19 protein-coding genes are annotated in these 20,539 nt (G+C 59.8%); 7 read left to right on the forward strand and 12 right to left on the reverse strand.

Annotated elements, in window-relative coordinates:
* Positions 1 to 904: 904 nt before the first annotated feature.
* Entirely contained in the window at positions 905 to 2,029 is a 1,125-nt protein-coding gene (locus tag K1X80_RS05930; protein WP_057961168.1) for an IS481 family transposase, read from the forward strand.
* A 186-nt stretch (positions 2,030 to 2,215) separates the two neighbouring features.
* On the opposite strand, the gene K1X80_RS05935 is transcribed toward K1X80_RS05930, so the two are convergent.
* The gene (locus tag K1X80_RS05935; RefSeq protein ID WP_128593804.1) at positions 2,216 to 3,142 is read right to left on the reverse strand and encodes a LysR substrate-binding domain-containing protein; all 927 of its coding nucleotides are present in this window, start codon (positions 3,140 to 3,142) and stop codon (positions 2,216 to 2,218) included.
* Positions 3,143 to 3,290: 148 nt separating this feature from the next.
* Here K1X80_RS05935 and K1X80_RS05940 point away from each other — a divergent pair, with 148 nt between their 5' ends.
* A complete protein-coding gene (locus tag K1X80_RS05940) occupies positions 3,291 to 4,319 on the forward strand; it encodes an amino acid ABC transporter substrate-binding protein (protein ID WP_057437889.1) in 1,029 nt (342 codons plus the stop codon).
* A 3-nt stretch (positions 4,320 to 4,322) separates the two neighbouring features.
* On the opposite strand, the gene K1X80_RS05945 is transcribed toward K1X80_RS05940, so the two are convergent.
* Positions 4,323 to 5,336, reverse strand: coding sequence for a diguanylate cyclase domain-containing protein (locus K1X80_RS05945; protein WP_057960584.1), 1,014 nt, complete (start codon positions 5,334 to 5,336; stop codon positions 4,323 to 4,325).
* Between the two features lie 138 nt (positions 5,337 to 5,474).
* Positions 5,475 to 7,394, reverse strand: coding sequence for an alkaline phosphatase D family protein (locus K1X80_RS05950; RefSeq protein WP_057960583.1), 1,920 nt, complete (start codon positions 7,392 to 7,394; stop codon positions 5,475 to 5,477).
* A gap of 174 nt (positions 7,395 to 7,568) precedes the next feature.
* On the opposite strand from K1X80_RS05950, the gene K1X80_RS05955 reads away from it, so the two are divergent.
* On the forward strand, positions 7,569 to 8,027 hold the full coding sequence (locus K1X80_RS05955) for an REP-associated tyrosine transposase (protein WP_057960582.1): 459 nt from the start codon (positions 7,569 to 7,571) through the stop codon (positions 8,025 to 8,027).
* Positions 8,028 to 8,199: 172 nt separating this feature from the next.
* Here K1X80_RS05955 and K1X80_RS05960 read toward each other — a convergent pair whose 3' ends face one another.
* From K1X80_RS05960 to K1X80_RS05970, 3 genes are all read right to left on the reverse strand, one after another.
* On the reverse strand, positions 8,200 to 10,440 hold the full coding sequence (locus K1X80_RS05960) for an ATP-binding protein (protein ID WP_220172712.1): 2,241 nt from the start codon (positions 10,438 to 10,440) through the stop codon (positions 8,200 to 8,202).
* On the reverse strand, positions 10,437 to 11,051 hold the full coding sequence (locus tag K1X80_RS05965; RefSeq protein ID WP_128593807.1) for a biliverdin-producing heme oxygenase: 615 nt from the start codon (positions 11,049 to 11,051) through the stop codon (positions 10,437 to 10,439). The genes K1X80_RS05960 and K1X80_RS05965 overlap by 4 nt, the downstream gene beginning before the upstream one ends.
* A 202-nt stretch (positions 11,052 to 11,253) precedes the next feature.
* Entirely contained in the window at positions 11,254 to 11,631 is a 378-nt protein-coding gene (locus K1X80_RS05970) for a response regulator (protein WP_057444523.1), read from the reverse strand.
* Between the two features lie 193 nt (positions 11,632 to 11,824).
* Between K1X80_RS05970 and K1X80_RS05975 the strand changes: the two genes are divergently transcribed.
* Entirely contained in the window at positions 11,825 to 12,757 is a 933-nt protein-coding gene (locus tag K1X80_RS05975; protein ID WP_220172713.1) for a hypothetical protein, read from the forward strand.
* A gap of 17 nt (positions 12,758 to 12,774) precedes the next feature.
* On the opposite strand, the gene K1X80_RS05980 is transcribed toward K1X80_RS05975, so the two are convergent.
* Positions 12,775 to 13,494 (reverse strand): SDR family oxidoreductase, encoded by a 720-nt coding sequence (locus tag K1X80_RS05980; protein ID WP_220172714.1) that lies wholly within the window; start codon positions 13,492 to 13,494, stop codon positions 12,775 to 12,777.
* A gap of 178 nt (positions 13,495 to 13,672) precedes the next feature.
* Here K1X80_RS05980 and K1X80_RS05985 point away from each other — a divergent pair, with 178 nt between their 5' ends.
* Together K1X80_RS05985 and K1X80_RS05990 are read left to right on the forward strand one after the other, a co-directional pair.
* Positions 13,673 to 14,233, forward strand: a complete 561-nt coding sequence (locus K1X80_RS05985; protein ID WP_029300252.1) for a hypothetical protein — start codon at positions 13,673 to 13,675, stop codon at positions 14,231 to 14,233.
* A gap of 55 nt (positions 14,234 to 14,288) precedes the next feature.
* Entirely contained in the window at positions 14,289 to 14,672 is a 384-nt protein-coding gene (locus tag K1X80_RS05990) for a cytochrome c family protein (protein ID WP_057437904.1), read from the forward strand.
* Between the two features lie 63 nt (positions 14,673 to 14,735).
* Here the strand turns inward: K1X80_RS05990 and phnX are convergent, their stop codons facing one another.
* The 4 genes from phnX to psrA form a co-directional block, all read right to left on the reverse strand.
* On the reverse strand, positions 14,736 to 15,563 hold the full coding sequence (phnX, locus tag K1X80_RS05995) for a phosphonoacetaldehyde hydrolase (RefSeq protein WP_198800090.1): 828 nt from the start codon (positions 15,561 to 15,563) through the stop codon (positions 14,736 to 14,738).
* Between the two features lie 82 nt (positions 15,564 to 15,645).
* A complete protein-coding gene (locus K1X80_RS06000) occupies positions 15,646 to 16,518 on the reverse strand; it encodes a LysR substrate-binding domain-containing protein (protein WP_057437906.1) in 873 nt (290 codons plus the stop codon).
* Between the two features lie 37 nt (positions 16,519 to 16,555).
* Positions 16,556 to 17,851 (reverse strand): MFS transporter, encoded by a 1,296-nt coding sequence (locus K1X80_RS06005; RefSeq protein WP_057437908.1) that lies wholly within the window; start codon positions 17,849 to 17,851, stop codon positions 16,556 to 16,558.
* 92 nt (positions 17,852 to 17,943) lie between these two features.
* Positions 17,944 to 19,035, reverse strand: a complete 1,092-nt coding sequence (gene psrA / locus K1X80_RS06010; RefSeq protein WP_220172715.1) for an iron-containing alcohol dehydrogenase PsrA — start codon at positions 19,033 to 19,035, stop codon at positions 17,944 to 17,946.
* A 314-nt stretch (positions 19,036 to 19,349) separates the two neighbouring features.
* Here psrA and K1X80_RS06015 point away from each other — a divergent pair, with 314 nt between their 5' ends.
* A complete protein-coding gene (locus K1X80_RS06015) occupies positions 19,350 to 19,862 on the forward strand; it encodes a type VI secretion system amidase effector protein Tae4 (protein ID WP_220172716.1) in 513 nt (170 codons plus the stop codon).
* A gap of 432 nt (positions 19,863 to 20,294) precedes the next feature.
* Here K1X80_RS06015 and K1X80_RS06020 read toward each other — a convergent pair whose 3' ends face one another.
* Complete coding sequence (locus tag K1X80_RS06020; protein WP_115127478.1) at positions 20,295 to 20,537, reverse strand: hypothetical protein; 243 nt, start codon at positions 20,535 to 20,537, stop codon at positions 20,295 to 20,297.
* Between the last annotated feature and the right edge of the window lie 2 nt (positions 20,538 to 20,539).

A 20,539-nucleotide genomic window follows, 5' to 3' on the forward strand; every position in this document is an offset into this window, starting at 1 on the left:
AAAATCGGGATGTGGCAATGGCTTTGCGGTGGGAGTGGGCTTGCCCGCGATGGTGGTGTATCAGTCAGCAGATGGGTTGGTTGATTTGGTTGTTGGGGATGTGTACATATCCGTTGCTGCGGTCACGGCCACTTAGGGTTCCGCCCTTACGGCGGCTCACTTTGGAAGAGCGCCAAAGTAAGCAAAGCGCTCTTGCCCCACCACTCGGTGCCTCGCCTAGGCTCGGCATGCCCGCAGTCAGGCATTGCTCCGTGGGCCCGCCGCGATCGGCCATCCCTGGCCGTGTCGCGGCTACCCCGGCATCCATGCCGGGGTGCCCACTGCGCAATACCTGCCTGCGGCCAGCGTGGTTTAACGGGGCGCCTAAGATCAAAAGCCAGATCAAAAGCAGAGCAACAGCAAAGCCAGAGCGCGAAGCTGCATTCCCCTGTGGGAGCTGGCTTGTCGGGTCGCCGCATCGCTGCGATGGCGGTTCATCAGCCAATACATTTATCGACTGAGACACCGTCATCGCAGCGATGCGGCGACCCGACAAGCCAGCTCCCACAGGGGTACGCGCACGCTTCGACGATCAGGTCGGCTCTAAGGCCGCCTCGCTTTGCTTGTGATTTTGATCTTAGGCGCCCCGTTAAACCACGCTGGCCGTCATCCGACATTGATTTGGGGGGTAACCCGGCAGGACGCCGGGTTAGCCGCGCTGGGCCATGGATGGCCCATCGCGGCGGCCCCCCAAATCAATGTCGGATGACGGGCACACCGAGCCTAGGCGAGGTGCCGAGTGGTGGGGCAAGAGCCCTTTTGGTTACTTTTGGGGCTCTTTTCTGTACGGACCGGACACATGGTTGACGGGTGTGCGGGGACATGGTGGACACTTTTGGCGAGCCAACTTCGCCGGAAAGCCATCATGCCCTGGGACACGAGAGATACCATGAGCCTGAAAGAAGAGTTCATTGCCTTAGCACGGCAACCCGGCAGCAATAAACGAGAGCTGTGTCGACGGTTCGGCATCAGTCCGCAAACGGCCTATAAGTGGTTGAAACGCTATGAAATGCAGGGGCAGTCTGGACTGCAAGAGAAGTCCCGAAAACCTGCGACTAGCCCAAAGCTAACCGCGCCAGCTCTGGAAGCGGAAGTCATAGCGCTTAGGCGAGCACATCCCGCTTGGGGCGGACGTACAATCAGCAGCCTTTTGAAAAAGCAGATTGCTCCTAGCACTGTCACCAATGTTCTGCACCGATGCGGGCTGATTCAGCCTGTTCAGAAGGAACAAGAAGCAAAGCTGAGATTTGAACACGATGCACCTAACGATCTTTGGCAGATGGATTTCAAAGGGCACTTCCCGACGCAAGAAGGCCGATGCCATCCGCTGACGTTGCTGGACGATCACTCACGATTCAATTTGGCGATTCAAGCTTGTGATAACGAGCGTGGAATCACAGTGAAGGAAAAGATGATCGAGGTATTCCAGCGCTTTGGTTTACCGGCTCGCATCAACGTTGACAATGGGCCGCCATGGGGCTCGCCACGCAACCCTGGGGAAATCACAGAATTAAGTATCTGGTTGATTCGCTTGGGGATCAGGATCAGCTTCAGTCGTCCTTATCACCCTCAAACCAATGGAAAGATTGAGCGCTTCCATCGTTCACTCAAAGCCGAGGTGCTTGATGGGCGTCAATTCTCCACGATCAAGGATGCTCAAACAGCGTTTGATCAATGGCGTGAGGTCTATAACTTAAAACGCCCTCACCAAGCACTGGACTACAAGGTGCCTATGGACCGGTATCGAGCAAGCCCCTGGGCTTATCCGCAGCAGCTATCGGAGTTTGAATATGGGCCGGATGATGTGCTGGCCAAGGTTTATCACAGCCGATTTCGCTTTCAGAAACGTTACTTCAGCATTGCCAAGGGGCTGGTTGGGCAGCACATCGCAGTTCGGCCTAACCCTGAAAGTGACGGGCTCTTTGACGTCTACTTCTGCCACCATTTCCTACGAACGATCGACGTGAGCAAACCGGACTATGGTTCATAATGTGTCAACTATGTCCCCGCACATGTGTCCACTATGTGTCCGGTCCGTACAGGGCTCTTTTCCAAAAGTGACCCGCTGTAAGAGCGGAACCAATAGCCGCCGTTACCGAAGCAACGGATATGTACACATACCCAGAAGAGAGTGTGTAGATACCTATGCCGCGATGGGGGAGCATCAGGCAGCCCATCAGTTGACTGATACACCACCATCGCAGGCAAGCCCGCCCCCACAGTGAGAGTGGGTGTACTCCACCATCCACTGCAAAAACGCCTTCACCTTGGGAATCTCCCCAGCATGCTCGGCATGGGCGATAAAGTGCGCGCCACTGCTGGGCATCGCATAGTCCCATGGCACCACCAGGCTGCCCTGGGCCAATTCGTCAGCCACCAGGTAGTGCGGCACCAGTGCCACGCCGTAACCCGATTGCGCCGCGCGTATGCACATGTAGAACGTGTCGAAGCGCGGTCCGTGGTAGCTGTTCTGTGAATGCAGGCCCTGTTCCAGGAACCACTCGTGCCAGGCCTCGGGCCGTGAGGTGCATTGCAGCAAGGTGTGTTGCGATGAAGCGTCGCTGCCCTGGGCGACAAACCCCGGTGCGCACACCGGCACTACCGCTTCGCGAAACAGCTCAATGCAGGTGGCCCCCGGCCATGACCCCTGGCCGAAGAAGAACGCGATATCGGCCTTGGCCTGCAGCACGTCGAAGGGTTCGAGCTCGTTGCGCACATCCAGGTGGATATTCGGATGACGGGCGGCAAAGTCCTTGAGCTTGGGCACCAGCCAGCGGTCGCCGAAGGTCGGTTGGGTGGCGATGCGCAGCACCTCGGTTTCACCACCGTAGGTGAGGATATAGCGACTGGAGATATCCACCTGGGTCAGGATCTTGTGCACTTCTGCCAGGTACAGCGAGCCGGCCGGCGACAGGTACAGACGCTGGCGCACGCGCTCGAAGAGCTTGTGGCAGAGCATTTCCTCCAGTTGCGCCACTTGCTTGCTCACCGCACTTTGGGTCAGGTGCAGTTCTTCGGCGGCACGGGTGAAGCTCAGGTGCCGGGCAGCGGCTTCGAAGCATTGCAGGGCAGTCATCGAAGGGGTCAAGCGTTTTGAGATCATGGGAGTTCATTCCAAACAGGAAGGAGCCTTTGCCTAAACGTCATTTGTGACCCAGGTGTAAAGCCGTTGATACTGACCGGCAACACTATAAATAAACTGGCCCGGGTTTGCGGCGCCAAATAATAAAATCCAACACGGAGAGCCTTGCATGCAGCATCTGAAATCCACCCTGGCAGCACTCACCGCCGCCACTGTCCTGGGCCTGGCCGGCACCGCTCACGCAGGCGCGACCCTGGACGCGATCCAGAAAAAGGGCTTTATCCAATGTGGGGTCAGCGACGGCTTGCCAGGCTTCGGCGTGCCGGACGCCCAGGGCAAGATGACCGGCATCGACGTTGATGTGTGCCATGCCGTTGCCGCCGCCGTGTTTGGCGATGCCTCAAAGGTCAAATTCACCCAACTGACCGCCAAGGAGCGCTTCACTGCGTTGCAATCCGGGGAAATCGACGTGATCTCGCGCAATACCACCTGGACCAGCTCCCGGGATTCCGGAATGGGCCTGGTGTTTACCGGCGTGACCTATTACGACGGTATCGGGTTTCTGGTGAATACCAAGCTGGGAGTGGCCCACGCCAAGGAGCTGGATGGCGCGACCATCTGTATCCAGGCCGGCACCACCACCGAGTTGAACGTCTCGGATTACTTCCGTGCCAATGGCATGAAATACACCCCGATCACCTTCGACACCGCCGATGAAAGTGCCAAGGGCCTGGAAGCCGGCCGTTGCGACGTGCTGACCACCGACCAGTCGGGCCTGTACGCCCAGCGGATCAAGATGGCGCACCCGGATGAGTTTATCGTGCTGCCGGAAGTGATCTCCAAGGAACCCCTGGGCCCGCTGGTGCGCAAGGGTGATGACGACTGGTTCAGCATCGTCAAGTGGACGCTGTTTGCCATGCTCAATGCCGAGGAAATGGGCATCACCTCGAAGAACGTCGAGGAACAGGCCAAGACCACCAAGAACCCCGACATCGCCCGCCTGCTGGGGGCCGATGGGGAGTACGGCAAGGATTTGAAGCTGCGCAAGGACTGGGTGGTGCAGATCGTCAAGCAAGTAGGCAACTATGGCGAGGTGTTCGAGCGCAACATTGGCCAGGGCAGCGTGCTGAAGATCCCGCGCGGCCTCAATGCGCTGTGGAACAACGGCGGCATCCAGTACGCGCCGCCGGTGCGCTAACGGTTATTGCGAAACCCGGTCCTTGCCCGCGGCCTTGGACCGGTACAGCGCCTGGTCCGCCCGGGCCATCAGGTCGGCGGGTGATTCGCCATCGAGGCGCTGTACCACCCCCAGGCTCAGGGTCACGTTGAAATCGCCCATGGGAGGCAGGTCGAGCACCGCCCGGCGAATGCGCTCGGCCAGTATCCGGGCGGTTTCCACGGTGCTCTTGGGCATAATCAGCATAAACTCGTCGCCCCCCCAACGTGCCAGCAGGTCGCCCTGACGCACGCAATGCTCCAGGCATTCGACTACCCGCAGCAGGGTGGCATCGCCCACGGCGTGTCCATGCTGGTCGTTGATCAACTTGAAGTCATCGACATCCATGGCAATCACCGCCAGCGGCAGACGAAACCGCTGAGCGCGCGCACACTCTTCGAGCAGGGCTTTTTCCAGGCGATAGCGGTTGGCGATGCGGGTCAAGGTATCGCGCTCGGCCAGGGAGCGGTTTTCCTCGAGCTGTAACTGCAGTTGCTGGTTGACCCGCGACAATTCGCGGGTGCGTTCGGCCACCAGCGCTTCAAGGGATTGGTTGCGCCGCTCAAGCTGTTCCAGGGAGCGTTTGCGCTCATGAATGCTGCGGTGGGCGCCGACCATGCGCGACACCGAGCCATCGGCATTGCGGGCAATGATGTAGCCACGGTCTTCGATCCACAGCCAGGTGCCGTCTTTTTTTCGACAGCGGTATTCGGCTTGATAGTGAGGGGTGCGGCTATTGATGTAGTCATCGAAGACTTTCATCACATGGGGGTAATCGTCGGGGTGGATCACGCTTTCCCAGGTGAAGACGGTGTTTTCCAGGGAATGGTGATCGTAACCGAGCATTTCGTACCAGCCGGGGTTGCGATAGACAAACCCGGTGTTGGCATTCCAGTCCCAGATTCCATCGCTGACCAGTTCCATGATGGCATGGACCAGGTCGGCGTTGACGTCGAAAAGCTCACTGTTCAACGGATCCAAATCGGATGTATCGCCCATCTGCGCGCTCCCTGCGAGGATGCTGGCTCATTGTGGCCAGTCAGGTGTTAACGCCGATACTCCGTGGCTGGGCGTACTGTACAGCGAGGTTTGTCTGGGTAAAATTGTGGCTAAACGCCATTATTGTTGGTGACCAAGCTAGAGCGGTTCCACCATCCGGGTAGGAGCCGAGCCGTTGGCGTTGTGCTGGTAAATCGCCTCCGGCTGCCCTTGCTCATTGAAAAGCACCTGGCCGATGCCGGCACTGTTCCACAGACGCTCTCCCGCTTCGGCATGTTCCGGGATATACGGCACCACTTGCATGCGCCGGCGCCGGGTCAGCCAGTTCAGGGGCGAGCGTGGTGAGTAGAGCCAGCGGTTAAGGCGGTCGAACCATTCCAGCAGGCGCGGCGGGAATTGGTTCTTGATGCCACTGCTGGTGATCTGCCAGATATTCGGCCCGCCGTTGCGATGGCGGATCAGCACCTGGTAGACGAACGAGTAGTGCACATCCCCCGACAGAATCACGTAGTTACCTGGGGTGCGCGAGTGGCGGAAGATATTCAGGATTACCTGCGCGGCGCCACGGTGGGCCATCCAGTTTTCGGCATCGACCAACAGTGGGTAACCGCACCAACTGAAGACTTTCTGCACCGTCTCGATCAGCTTGACGCCGAAGATCGGCGCAGGCGACACGATGATTGCCGAAGGGTGGTCGAGCAGTTCTTGTTGCAGCTCACTCAAGGCTTCCCAGTCCAGCAGGCCGGACGGTTGCTTGAGGGTGAATTCACTGCGCCAGCGCCGCGTACGGGTGTCGATGACCACCAGCGCCGGGGTGGTGGGCAGCACGTAATGCCACTGTTGAAACTGCAGGAGTTCTTCAAGCAATTGGTCCTGGGCGGGCGCGGGTAAATGGTTGTCGTGCTGCTGGGCCGTCGCGCTCAGGGCCAGGGTTTTTTCCACAAGCGTGGCGAAGGCATCGGGGTTGTTGCCCCAGCCCTGGCAGAGCATATAGGCGAGCAAGGCGTTGCCGATGATGCGTTTGGAGAACGGGTGGCCATAGGCGGTCTGTTCCCACTGGGCGCTGAGGTTCCAGTCATCGGTGATGTCGTGATCATCGAAAATCATCAGGCACGGCACATGGGCGAACACCCGGGCCACACCGCCCAGACCGTCGCGAAACTTATCCACAGGCACCTGTTCGCGGGCGTAGCGCGCCCGTTCTTCGGCAGTGAGCCGAGTGGGCGGCTGTGTGGCGATCAGGGTCCAGGGGGTGGGCGACCAGACCAACAGGTACATGGCCATGACTTCGGCGAAAGTCACCAGGTGGTTGTCGGCGGTGCTGCTGGTGAAGATCGGCTTTTTCACCCCGCCAAAAAAGCGTTCGCGCAGGGTCTCGTTGCTCTCCAGGGCCGGCAACAGATCGGCGCGATGGTAATAGCTGGCAGGGTGGTCGTAGAGTTTGGCGCTGTCGTCCACCACGGCGCCATCGAGGTGCTCATCGAACAGGCCCAGGCGCGCAATCAGCCCATGGATGGCGCGCAGCATCGGCCCGGCCACATCGTCGGCGTACACCTGGTCGCCACTCATCATCAACAACGCCGGGCGCTGGGCCAGGCTGCGGTCGGCGGCCAACAGGCGATCAGCGCAGAGCAGGCCCTCGTCGGCGTAATGGTGGGGTTTGCGGCAAGAACCGTGCAGCAACTGGCGGATACGGCTGTGCAGGATGAAGTCCGGGGCCTGGGCGCCTGGGTACAACAGATGCGGGGCCCATTGGGCGATGCCGGCGCCACCCTCGATCAGCAGGTCATAACGGATGGGCACGTCCTGGGGCAGCGGCGTGGCCAGCGACACATCAATCAGGTGGATAAACGCCGCGCGGCCCACGGCAATGACCTGGCAGCGTGTGGCGTCGAGGTCGATATCCAGGGACTGTTCGCCTTCGTCCTGACAGAACTGCAGCCGCAAGGTCAATGCCAGCGCGCGACTGCCCACCAGCCACAACACCAGGCGGCCCGGCTCCAGGCGACGCAATAAGGGGCCGGCGAGGACGGCGGGCAATGTGTCGGGTTGCAGCATGAAAACACGGCTCTGTGCGGGATTGGACTGGGTAGGTTAACGCAGTGGATGTCGGTGTTTTGTCAAAGCAGGCTCACTGTGGCAAGCGGATACATGTGTTCACCAATCTTACGGTCATTGGCTGATATCCGCTGCTAGCCTCGACATGTACTTATTGTTCAAAGGCGCAAAGGAATGCTTCGTCAGCCAGACTCTCATTTGTTACGCCGTGGCCGGTACTCGGAGCCAGGCCGATCCTATCTGATAACCGCCGTCGTGTATGGGCGACGGCCATTGTTCCGTGATCTGCGCCTGGGCCGATTGTTGGTGGCCGAGCTTAAGCGTACCCATGACTCAGGCCAGGTCAACTCGCTGGCCTGGGTCATTATGCCGGATCACCTTCATTGGCTGTTTGAGCTGCAAGAGATGGGGTTGGCGCAAGTCATGGGGCGGACCAAGTCCCGGAGCACGCTGACGATAAACCGTGCTCGCGGTACCACGGGGCCGTTTTGGCAGCGTGGTTATCATGACCGTGCGGTGAGGGCTGAAGAGGACCACCGGAAAATCGCTCGCTATATTATTGCCAATCCGCTGAGGGCAGGGCTGGTGGAGCATATCGGTGACTACCCATTATGGGATGCGGTCTGGCTCTGAGTTTTGTGATGTGGTTGTGGCGAGCGGGCTTGCCCGCGCTGGGCTGCGCAGCAGCCCCAAAACCGGGCGCTATGGTATGCCTGACACACCGTAGAGGTCTGAAGGGGGCCGCTGCGCAGCCCAGCGCGGGCAAGCCCGCTCGCCACAGAGGTAGGCACAGTGGGCCGCGCGGTCAGCATGGGGGCTGCGTGACCTTGGGGACGGTAAAGCGGAATTCACTGCCACGCCCCAGCTCGCTTTCGGCTTCGATCCGCCCGCCGTGGGCCTTGACGATGCCCTGGGTGATGTACAGCCCAAGGCCGCTGCCCGTGGGGTTGTTTTCGGTCAGGGTCCAGTAGCGATCAAACACGTGGGGCAGTTGGTCAGGGGCAATGCCTTCGCCGGAGTCGCGCACCGCAAACACAATCTCCTCGCCATTGCTCATCGCCGAAATCCCGATCTTGCCCTGGCGCGGGGTGAACTTGATGGCGTTGCCGATCAGGTTCGACAGTACCTGGAACAAACGCTCCGGGTCGGCGTTGATCTGCAGGCCGGGTTCGGCGTTGAACGACAGGTCAACCCCCTTTTCCTGGGCCAGGGGCGCCAGCAGCGCATAGGCTTCTTCGAGGATCTGGCTGACGTCCAGGGGCACCGGCTTGACGGTATAGCGGCCCGCCTCGATCTTTGAGGTGTCTAGCAAATCCTCCAGCAACACATTCATGCGCGCGGCGGCCTGCTGCATGGTGTCGATGGCCGAGGAAATTCGCCGCGAGGTGTGGGCGCCATCAGAGCTGAACGCCTTTTGCATCATGCCGCACAGCATTGAAATCACGGTCATCGGGTTGCGCAGGTCATGGGACACCACCGCCACCAGTTCATCCCGGGCGCGCACCGCTTGTTGCTCGCGCAGGACCTGGCGGGCCAGGTCGTTTTCCAGGGCCGAACGGCGCAGGTCGTTGGCGGCGAAACGGTCGCCAGAGCTCCACTTGGTGGAGATGCCAGCCATTTCCACCTTCCAGATTTCAAACGAGGTGCGTGGGCGAAGGCGCAGGCCCGCGTCGGATTGTTCCAGGGCCAGCGGTTTCTGCGGGTCGCCGCTCCACTGGATGTTCTCTTTGACTTCCGGGCGGAACCACAGCACGCCGTTGTCCACCGGCTTGGGCAGGCTCATGGCCAGGACGCCACTGGCCACTGGCTGATAGTCGGCTGCGGGCGGGTAGACCGCTGACAGGTGGTGGCTGGCAAACACCGGTTGCCCGGTGTCCTGCAGCCATTTGTGTAAGGCGCGGATCTGCGCCGGTTCCGGGCAGTTGCCATAGCGATGCAGTTGCTGGCCCTCAATGATCGCCACGCCACCGGCCAGGACCAGGTCCATCAACACCTGCGGGCATTGGGCCAGGCCGTCGAACACCGTGTCCGCTGACGCGCTCATTGCCTGGTTGAGTGTGTCCAGGGCCTCGACTTTTTCTTCACGCTGGCGGCTGATATCCAGGGCCTCCATGGCGCTGATCTGCAACGACAGCACCTGGCCGATGGTCTGGCAGGTGGTGCGCAGGTCGTTGGGCACGTGCAGCGGCTCGCGGTTGCCGCAACTGATTAACCCCCACAATTTGTCGCCTTTCATCAGCGAGATGCTCATGGACGACAGCACGCCCATGTTCTTCATGTACTGGCAGTGGATCGGCGACACGCTGCGCAGGGTCGCGAAGCTCAAATCCAGCGGTTGCCCGGTATCCGGGTGCAGCTTGGGTAGCAGCGGCACCGGCTCGTAGTCGGCATTGGGGATGATTCGCAGCCAGTTGGTGCGGTACAACTCGCGGGCCTGTTCCGGGATGTCGGACGCCGGGAAGAACAGGCCGTTGAACAGTTCCATGGACGGCGCGGACGCTTCGGCGATGACCTGGCCGTGGCCTTCCTCTTCGAAGCGATAAATCAGCACACGGTCATAGCCGGTCATGGCCTGGATTTCGCTCACGCTGATTTCGTACAAGGCTTGCAGGGTTTTCGCCGACTGCAAACGTTGCAACATCTTGCCCAGGTTGCTGGCGCGGCCGTTCACCGACTTGGGCTGGAAGTGCTCGTAGCGTGGCTCGAACTCCAGCACCAGCACGCCTTGATGGCGGTGCAGCAGGCCTTCGAACTCGCTCCCGTTGAGGGTGACATGCAGCGCCGGGGCGTCGATAAAGTTAAGTTGACTGGCGATCTGCTGCACCGTGCGCGCGTTGTCCGCGCCCAACAGCGTATCCAGTGGCTGGCCAAGCAAGGTCTCAGGCGGGTGATTGAACAGGCTGGACACGTTGGCGCTGACTTGCACGATTTGCAGGTCCGGTTCGCGCAGGGTCAGCAGTGCGCCATGAGGCTGGATCGCGCCAGGGAAGCGGATCGGCTCGTCGGCACAGTTGGCCAGCAGTTCTTCAAAATCTTCGGGTTTCATAGCAGTACCTCCTGGCTGTCGAGCCATTGCTCAAAACAGCTGAATGTCGAGCAGGCCGCGTCCTCCGCCTGCTGTCGGCCGAGGTCGTCCAGCGGGACGTGGCCCAAGTAGTCGAGAAAGTCTTTCCAGCGCCGACCAGTCTCGGTGCCGTATATATCGAGAAAGGCGCCGCCGTTGCTGGCGTCCAGCGCCAGGCGCCGGGCCATCTCCCGGCGCAGCACCTGGCCGCCGAGGGTCGCGCCTTCGAGCACATACAACACGCCCAGGCAGGCGGCCGGGGTGTCGAGGCGTGGCAGGCGAGGGCAGAGGGGCAGGGCGGCAACCGCCTGGCTGGTGAGGCCCAGGGCAATCAGGTCACTGTGTAGGGTAGGGGTTTTCACCCGCAGCGCCTGGTTGAATCCCACAGGAATCAAGGCGCAGTCGTACAGTCGTGATTCCAGCGGGTGGTAGAAACCGTAGTAAGCCTCAAACAAACGCCGATACCCGTCGGCATCCAACTGCGGGGAAAAGAATGGCAAGCGTTTTTCCAGGGCCACATGGAGCAGGGCTGTGCCTGCGCGCAAGGCTTCAAGCAGGGAGGGCGCCGCGACGTCATGGGCCTGTGGATGCATGCAGTAAGCTCGGACTGGTCGGCCAGGGCAAACCATGGCTGACGCGTGGGTGAAGGGCGGGCAACGATTCTGTTTGTCCCGTCGTCTCTATCTGAAAAGTTAGGTAAAAAATCTGACGTTGTTGTCAGAAAAATAACCCAATATTCAAAAACAGACCCCACACCTTATCGCGAAGTTCGATTGCCGCCGTGTTGTGACGCTATCAGTGCAGGGAGGTACCCTGCACCAATGCCGACTGCACACAGTCAAGCAGGCGCTCGGTGCTCCATGGCTTGGGCAGGAATTTCACCGTATTGCCCAGTTGCGCCGCCATCACCGTATTGCCCGAGGTCAGCACCACCGGCAAGGACGGCCAGCGATGGGCCACGACCTTGCTCAGGTCATACCCGTTGAGCAGGCCGGGCATCTGGATATCGCTGACAATCAGGTCTACCGGATCACTGGTCCGCTCCAGAAAAATCATGCCTTCATCGGCCGATGGGAACGAGGTCACCACCGCGCCGAACTCCTCCAGTACATCCACCATCAACGAGCGAATGATTTCGTCGTCTTCCAGTACCAATATCGATGGCTGAGCCATGATCCTTACTCCACCATCTGGGTTGAGTAAGGTGGAGTGGCAGGTCACGGGATAGGTTCTACTGAATATTTTTTATTCGATGGGTGGTCACTTGGGCGTGTCGGCAACGTGGATAAAACGGCCGCTGCTTGCGAGCCGCGGGTGGGATAAGCCAGGATGTGGGCCACGTAACTTCACAGCAAGGGATGCGAGTGTGAAAGAACTGATTGGGGCGTTGATCGTCGTTGCCACCGTGTTGTTCGGGTGTACCGGGGTATTGGTCGCCGTCGCGTTTACCACCCAGAAAAGCCGCCTGGAAATACTCAAGACCTTGGGCGGCATGAGCCTTGGCCGCGACCGCTTTATCGGGATCGCCCAGTTGTGGGCCAACCTCTTCCAACGGGTGTTCGGGCAAACGTACCTCGCCCGGCGCCAACTGATCAGTATCCCGCTGTACACCTTGCTCGTGTCGCTGGTGTTTTTTGTGGTGTGGCTGCTGGATCTCTACCTGTTTAAAAATCCCGAGCACGTGTTCAATGTGCCGCCGCCGCCGAATGTGCTGCAAGCCATCAAGGACTTCTACGGCAAGGGGCTGCTGGTGGCGATGGTGATCGACTGCGTGACCATCCAGTTGACCAAATGGAGCATCAACGTGGGAGCGCGTCGCGGGTTTGGTTCGTGGCAGTTCCTGGGGTGCTTTTCGGCGACGATTGCCTTGGCCTACCTGTTGTTCAGTGTGGCGGTCTACTGGTTTCGCTGGTCGGACATGAACGAGCTGTACGCCATGTTGCCCGCTGACGAAGTGCGGCCGACGATCGCGTTCAACCCGTTGCGCAATGTGCTGTATTCGATCGCGCTGTTTCAGCCCGTGACGTTTATCTATGCCACCTCCGAAGGCTTTATCTCCAGTTATTTCATGCCCGAGCCGATCCTGTTTTACTGCGCGGCGACCGGAACCCTCTCGCTGCTCACCATCGGCGTGGTCTATCAATTCGCCCGAGGCGCGGAGCTGTTGCGACGGTTGTGCATGGGCTTTGTCAGCCACGTCGGCACGCCCCGGACCAACGCCATGAGTGTGGTGTTCATGATGCTGCTGGGGCTGGTGTTGGTGCCGTTGTGCCTGATGGCGCTTTATCTGGCTGTCTGAAGATTCGGCCTGTTCCGTCAGAAGCGCTCGTCCAGCAGGGCCGGCAAAGTCAGCTCTTTGACAAAGCTGGCCGATGACAGGCTCAAGGCCATGCGCACCACTTGCACCACGTCGTGTACCGGGATCAACTGCCCGTCGCCACGCTGCTCGGCCTCGAGACGGGAGGTGCTCAATGGATCCTCGGTATTCAGGTAGCCCAGGTTCAGGCAGGTCACGCCCAGGCGCTGGTGCCGATAACCTTCACGCAAGGCATCGGCCATGCCGCGCAAGGCGAACTTCGACGCGCCGAACGTCACCTCCGGGCGCCCACTCTGTGGCAGGCCTGAGGTAGAGCCGGTAAAGATGATGCGTGGGTTGGGGCTTTTTAACAGCACGGGCAGCAGGCGCTTGATCAGCAGCAGGGGGGCAGTGATGTTGCAGCTGACAATGGCTTCCAACTGCGTGTCTTCATCCTTGAGGAAGCTGTAGGCCTCATCGAACGCCTGTTCTTCCCAGATACCCAGGTTATAGATCAGCGTATCCAGGCCGTCCTGTGCCACCGCCTGCTCGATGACCTGTGCGGCTTGCGCCGGCTGGCCAAGGTCGGCTTCGACCCATGACACTTCGGCGCCGCTGCTGGATACCAAGCCTGTAGGACGGCTACGCGAGACCCCGATCAAGGTATCCCCCACGTCGCCCAAGCCTTCCATAAATGCCCTGCCCAAACCTTTGCTTGCACCGACCACCATGGTTCTCATTGATCTCTCCTTGAACTGACGTGCTGATGGAAAGTGCGCATGCAAACAGAGGGCGGGAGTGATGGCAATTGAATGGCTGTGTCCAAATGTTTTGCCAGACAGCGGGAGCGATTTGTCTTCAGTTGATTTAGAGTGATGGCTCTTTGCCATTTATCCAGTCGACGCTAAGGAAGTAAAAATGAAACGGATCGAACGCGACTTCATCACCCTGTTCAATTGCCTGTGGTACCAGGATTTTCCGGTGGAGGTGGATGCCGTCACCAACCGTGCCGGGTGGACGATTCATGTGGGGCTGGTGATGCGCGAGTGCGCGAAATTGCTCGGCGCGCGTGCCTATTTCGAACAGGGCGGGCGTACCGATGCGGTCCTGAAATATCCCGACAAGAGCATCCTGTCCAACGTCGAATGGGAGTGGGTCCAGTCCCATAACGACAAAGTGGATGAAATCAGCAAACTGTTTAAAAACCATGAACAGGCGGCGTTCTCCACTTTCGTGTCCTACAGCACCAAAAGCCATTTGCCCGAAGCCATCGAGAAGGCGTCCAAGCTCTGGGCCAAGGCCAGCACACCGCTGATTTTCTTTGTCGTAACCTTTGAGTCGGTAGGGCGCGACCGGCACTTCCTGGAACTGCAAACGCACTTTTTCAGCCGTGGCAAACATAAAAAAATCCGTTCACAGCCAGCCCTGCCTTGGCAGATCAACCGGGCACGCTTCAATAACGTGGACGAGGACAAGTAAACCGCAGGCATAATTGCCGCCTCTACCGCCTGAAGCCCGTGACCTGGAGCCCCTGATGAAACCCGCTGCCTTACTGACCCTGTTACTCACGGCCATGCTCTTCAACACGTCGGCGGTGGCAGCAGGCGATGCCGAGGCAGGCGGCCGGCTGTTCGCCAAGACCTGTGGCGGTTGCCACAGTGTCGGGTTGAACGCCCGTGGCGGCTTTGGGCCACAGCTCAACGGGGTGATCGGGCGGCTGGCGGGCACCACGGCGGACTATCAGTATTCCGACGCGATGAAAAATTCGGGCGTGGTGTGGACGCGGGAGACCCTCGCGGCCTATATCGAGAACCCGAAAAAAGTGGTGAGCGGCACCCGCATGATTTTCTGGGGGATCAGTGATCAGCAGAAGATCGAGAACCTGCTGACCTATCTGGAGACCTTTCAGGCGCAATAGCGCGATACACCCAAATCCATTGCAGGAGCCGGCAAACCGGCTCCTGCAGGATTGGCAGCGATTTCAACTGCCTTGAGGTGTTTCCCCGCGTGCCAGTCGCGCATTGATATCGTCGATTACTGCCGGCAGGTCGACGATGGTGTCGATCAGGTAGTGCGGCCGTGACCCTTCAAACATCTGTGTAATACGCTCGCGTTCCTGCGCCAGTTCTTCGGCCGGCAGCGCCTTGTATTGCGCGTAGGTCCGTCCCAGTGCGTTGCCCGAGCAGGTCAGGGCGACTGTCCACATGCCGGCACTGCGTCCTTCCAGGATTCCCGGCCAGGTGTCATCGACCTTGACGCACGCCGCCACATCGCTGATGCCCAGGGCGATCACATTGGCCAGGGCCTGGGCCGGATGCGGGCGACCGTTGGGCACTTCGTCGGTGGCCACCACATGATCGGCCACATAGCCATTTTGCCGCGCCAACTCGACTACCTTGGCCATCACCACCGCCGGGTAGCCCGAGCACGAGCCGATCTTCAAACCCTTGGCACGCAGGGTTTCAATCGCCTCCAGTGCACCGGGAATCAGTGCCGAGTGCAGGGCGATTTTCTCGATCTGCAACGGCATGAAACGCTCGTACAGGGCGGTGACGTCTGCGTCGGTCGGCTGGCGGTTGAACACCGCACGATAGCGCTCGGCAATCTGCGGCTGATTGCACAGGGTGCGGATGTGATCCCACTTGCCCATGCCCATCGGCCCGCGGGCTTCCTCCAGGGACACGGCGACGCCGAACTCGGCAAAGGCCTCGACGAAAATCTGCGTGGGCGCAAACGAGCCGAAGTCGACGACGGTGCCGGCCCAGTCCAGGACCACGGCTTGTAACGTAGAAGGTTGTTGGTAATGCATGATCAATCTCCATTTTCGGGTATGAGCAGGCCGTCCCTCGATTCACGAGGTAAGCCGGTTGAGTGCAAAAGGGTGAAGCGAATCAGGTAGCCGGTATGGGGCTGGCCTCGAACAGTTCGGCGATCATCGGTCGGTTGCGCCGGATGCCCAGGCAACACAGGTGGTAGTCGATGGAAAACGGGTGGTCGACGAAGGTGATCGGTGTGGTACCCGGCGTTTCGGCGTATTCCACCGCCGATACAAAGCCAATGCCGATACCCTTGGCGATGGCATGCACGATGGCTTCGCGGCTGTTGAGCTGCATCACGCAGTTGAGGTCCACCCCCAGGCGCTTGCAGCTTTCTTCCACCAGTTGCCGGGTGCGCGAGCTGCGTTCGCGCATGACCCAACGCTCCTGGCTGATCTGCTCGACGTGTACCTCTTTCTGCGCAGCCCAGGGATGGTCGTCGCGCACCACCGCAATGATCGGGTAACGCCGGTACAGCTGCGTATCGAAGCGTTGGTCAAACTCCGAGAGGGCCAGGATTGCCACGTCGATATCAAAATTGAACAGGCGGTCGAGGGTCTCCTTCTCCGGGGAAAACGAGGTCTCCAGCGTGATATCCGGGTGGCGCTGCATCAACTCGTACGTCAGGTTCATGGCGATGGGCGGCGAAACAGCGCCCAGGCGCAACATCCCGGTCTTGCGCTGCTTGAAGCTGTGCAGCAGTTGCATGGCCTCATCCTCCTGGCCGAACAGGCCCTGGGTGATCCCGTAGAGCGCATGGCCGGCCGAGCTCATCTCGATAAAGCGCCCACGGCGGTGGAACAACTCCACCGAGAACTGCTTTTCCAGGCCGTTGACCTGTTCGCTGACAGTCGGCTGGCCGACGCTCAAGTACTCGGCGGCGAGGGTGAAACTGCCGGTCTTCGCCACCGCATGAAAGGACCGTAGCCACTTGTGGTACTGGTACATAACGCATCCTGTTCCAGGGATCAGCCGAGCCGGGTCATCAACGGCGGATAAACAGGGCCACCACCGCGCTGCACAGGCAGGCCGAGGTGACGACGATGAAGATCAGCGACGTATTGCCGGTACTGTCGAGCATACTGCCGATCAGCGGTTCTGCCAGGCCGGCGAACAGATAAGACGAGAAGTTCATCACACCCGTGGCCGTGCCTGCGCGCTTGGCACCCACCAGGTCCGGGCACAAAGCCCAGAAGCTGGACGCCGGGCCGTAGACAAAGAACCCGCAGAGAAACAGCGCCACCAGGCCGATCGCGCTATGGGGTGGCAGGCTCCACATCCACAGGCTGGTCGCGGCGCCGAGGAACATATAGAGCATGATCGCCAGGTAGCGCTTGGAGCCGAACAGCTTGTCCGACACCCAGCCATTGCTCAGGGCGCCGACGGCCATGCCCACCGGCAGGGCGACGGTGATCCACTTTGGATCGATCATGCTGTCGCCGCTTTTCCAGTTGGCGCCGAGGAAATGCACCGGCACCCACACGATCAGGCCGTAGCGCGCAGCGTTCTGGAAACCCAGGGACACGGCGGCAATGATCAGGCGCGCGTTTTTCAGCACTGCCTTGTAGCGCTGGGCCGAGGTTTCCTCTTCGCCGTGGGCCACTTCATGGCCCTTGTCCTCGGCGTTGGCCACGCCGGTATCGGCCAGGGGTTCGAAGCCCAGGTCCTGTGGGCGCTCACGGGCCACCAGGTAAAACAGGATACCCCCGGCCAACATCAACAGGACCGGCAGGCGGAAGATCCAGCGCCATTCCAGTTGCAGCACCTCCAACACCACGATGGAGGTCACATAGGACAGCACCGACGCGCAGCCGGCGGCGAACACGTAGAAGCCATAGACCCGGCCGCGCTCGCTGGCGCTCCACCAGTTGGAGATCAAGCGACTACCCGGCGCCCAGCCCAGGGCCTGGAAGTAACCGTTGATGCCCCACGGCAGGATCAACCCGGCAAAACCACTGGCAAAACTGGTGACCCAGTTGGCGCCACAGGACAGCACCGCGCCCAGGGTCATAATGCGCCGTCCGCCGAACTTATCGGCCAGGTTGCCGTTGATCGCCTGGCCGATGGCATAGGACCAGAGCATGGCGGCCGAGATCCAGCCCAGCACTTCCTTGGTCAGGCCGAACTCGGCCTGGATTCCCGGGATGGCGAAGCCGAAGGTCTGGCGCCCAGTGTAGAAAAACAGGTAACAAAACATCGCCGCGAGCAGCATGCGCCACTGGGCAAAACGGAACGACGCCGAGCGAACGGCAGGGGCAGGCAGGGTTTGTGCACGATTCATGATGTTTTCCTTATTGTTATTCGCCCCCGAAGCCGCAGCGACGGGGTGGCACCCTTTACAGGTGCAAGAGGAAAGACTGAATTGCGTTGAGCCTAGGCGGCTTTCGAACCGATAAAGTTTTTGCCGCGTGCACCTTGCAGGGCGAAGCGGATCATCGCGGCGGCCTCGGTGGGCGTGACGCCGTAATCGGCAAACTCGGTTTTTACCTCCAGGCTATGCAGGAAGTTGCGCAACCGGGTCTGGGCTTTGTCCAGGTCATCACCGAACACCCGTTGCAGGGTGCGATCCCGCGCCGCGTCATGTCCCCACGCCAAGCCAAGGACCAGCGGCAAGGTAAAGGAGCAGGCGATGCCATGGGGCAGGCCGTGGTGCAGGGTCATCTCGTAGGAAATGGAGTGGGCTAGCGCAGTCTTGGTATTGGAAAACGCCAGGCCGGCCTTGAGCGCGGCCAAGGCCATGCGCGAGCGCAACTCCTGATTACCGAGGTCGCGCCGCAGCGGTGGCAGGCATTCCAGGATGTCCTCGATGGCCGATACCGCGAACGTGTCCGAAATCGGATTGGCATTGATGTTCCAGATCGCCTCCAGCGCGTGGGACAAGGCGTCCAGCCCCGTCGACACCGTGACCCCGGCCGGTACGGTCAGCATCAATTGTGGGTCGACAATCGCCACCTTCGGCCAGGTGCAATCCAGGTGCAGGGAATACTTCTTGTGGCTGGCCGAATCCCAGATTGTCGCCCAGGGCGTCACCTCACTGCCGGTGCCCGCCGTGGTCGGCGCAGCGATCAAGGTCTTGCAGTGCGCCGGCACAAACGGCTGGCCGGTCGCCAACAATGCCAGTAATTCATCGAACTGCCCGGACTCAGTGCCGACAATCAGCGCCTTGGCCGTATCAATCGCACTGCCGCCACCGACGGCCAGCACCACATCGCAATCCCCGGCTTGCAGCCAGAAGCGCTCGTAGGTTTCACGCAATTGCGCGACATCGGGATTGGGCTGCACATCCTCGACGACATACACCAGACGCTCGCCCAGCAATCCCTGGATCCGCTCGACCAAGCCCAGGCCACGGGCCTCCGGGAAGGTGACGAGGGCGACGGTCTGCTGCGCAGTGATACTGGCCAGGTCTTGCAGGCAGCCCCAGCCGACGCGGGTGTCTACCGGGTTATGGAATCGGGCAGTCATGGCGTGTTCCTGGTTTTTGTTGTTGGAAGTGGCACCAATAGTCGGGGAGGGTGGGGGAGAGCTCAAATCGATAGATTGGGGGGATGGATTGGCTGGGCCGATATGAGATGTAGGACGGTCAAGGGCAAGTGCCTGCCTTGGCGTGGTTGGGTCTTTGCCACGACCGCGCCGATACGAGCTCTAAGCTTACCGCCGCTGCTTTTCTGTCCTAAACGTTGCGTGCTGGTAGGATCTTTCCTGTTTTCATGTAGCCCCGTCTTTGGCAGCACTGCGTTTGCTACTTTTGCGTGAAAAATACGCGATGGAGACGCGGAATGCTCACTTTCGATTCCCTATGGAAAAACCACCCGCAGATCTATGGAGACGCAGCGCCATGCCGGGCCAACGGTGCCAAAAACTTCAGTGATCAATGCGCGATCAACCTTGGTGTTGCACTGCGCAGATCAGGCGCTGATCTGAGCAAATTAAGAGGCGTGCGCTATTGTTGGCAGCATCCCAAGGCTGAGGGCCATGTACTGGCAGCAGAAGAAATGGCCAGAGCATTAAGCGGTACGAACATTCCCGGCTTGCAACGAATGAGAAAGGTCACACCCGAAGGTTTCGAGGATGAGCTGCAAGGGCAGCGAGGCATCATTTTCTTCAAGGACTTTTGGCGCCGGGGGAGCGAGACATTTGGCAATCGCAGTGGTGATCACATTGATCTGTGGAATGGGCGGCGGTTGACGGATTGGTTGAGCTACCCGCGTATTCAACTTGGGTTTTTGATTGAGGGGACGTTCTCGGATTATCACGAGTCCAGGGAGATTTGGTTTTGGAAGGTTTTATGACGGTAGTTAAGGGCATGTTATTTGTAGCGTTGGTGGTGGCTGTGGCGGTTGCGGTGTTTAACGGGTTGGTTGTAGCGGCTTCGGCTTACTTTGGGCCGTTTTACGAGAATGATGCGGACCAGAGTCGGAATTTTGGGATTTGGTTGTTAGGGAATGGGGTGGTAGTTGGGGTTTCAATCTTAGTTGGAGTTGTTTGGTTCCGTCGGCGTTTGCTTCGGGGGTAGGAGCCCAGCTCTAGGAACCTCTTTTTTGGCTTGCTCCTGAATACTTCAGGCCCCGCTGGGAATAAATGTATCCGTTGCTTGGCAGGCAATCCCGATCTGCAGTGCTGCATCCTGATCAGGAAAAGGGCACGGATCTATTTTCAAACAAGTCCGTCCCCTTTTACTACTGGGGCTTTGGGGCGCTAATCAGCGCAAATTCCTGCCACCTTCACCCTCTCTGTTCGAACCGCCGCCGCTTCAGGAACAACCCCACCCCCAGTGCAACGGCAAAGATCGACAGCAGCCCCAGGTCAAACCCAAACAAACGGATTTGGCTTGCAGCCACGCAGCCGACCGCTCCGATCGCTACCAGCAGCACCCCTAGCCATTTGCGAAGTGGGTACGGCTTCAGAAACCGATCGAGCAGAAAGAACAGCACCAAGGCAATGACCAACTGGGTAATGTCAGACATGT

It is taken from the genome of Pseudomonas sp. So3.2b, assembly GCF_019464415.1.
Lineage (GTDB): Bacteria > Pseudomonadota > Gammaproteobacteria > Pseudomonadales > Pseudomonadaceae > Aquipseudomonas > Aquipseudomonas shahriarae.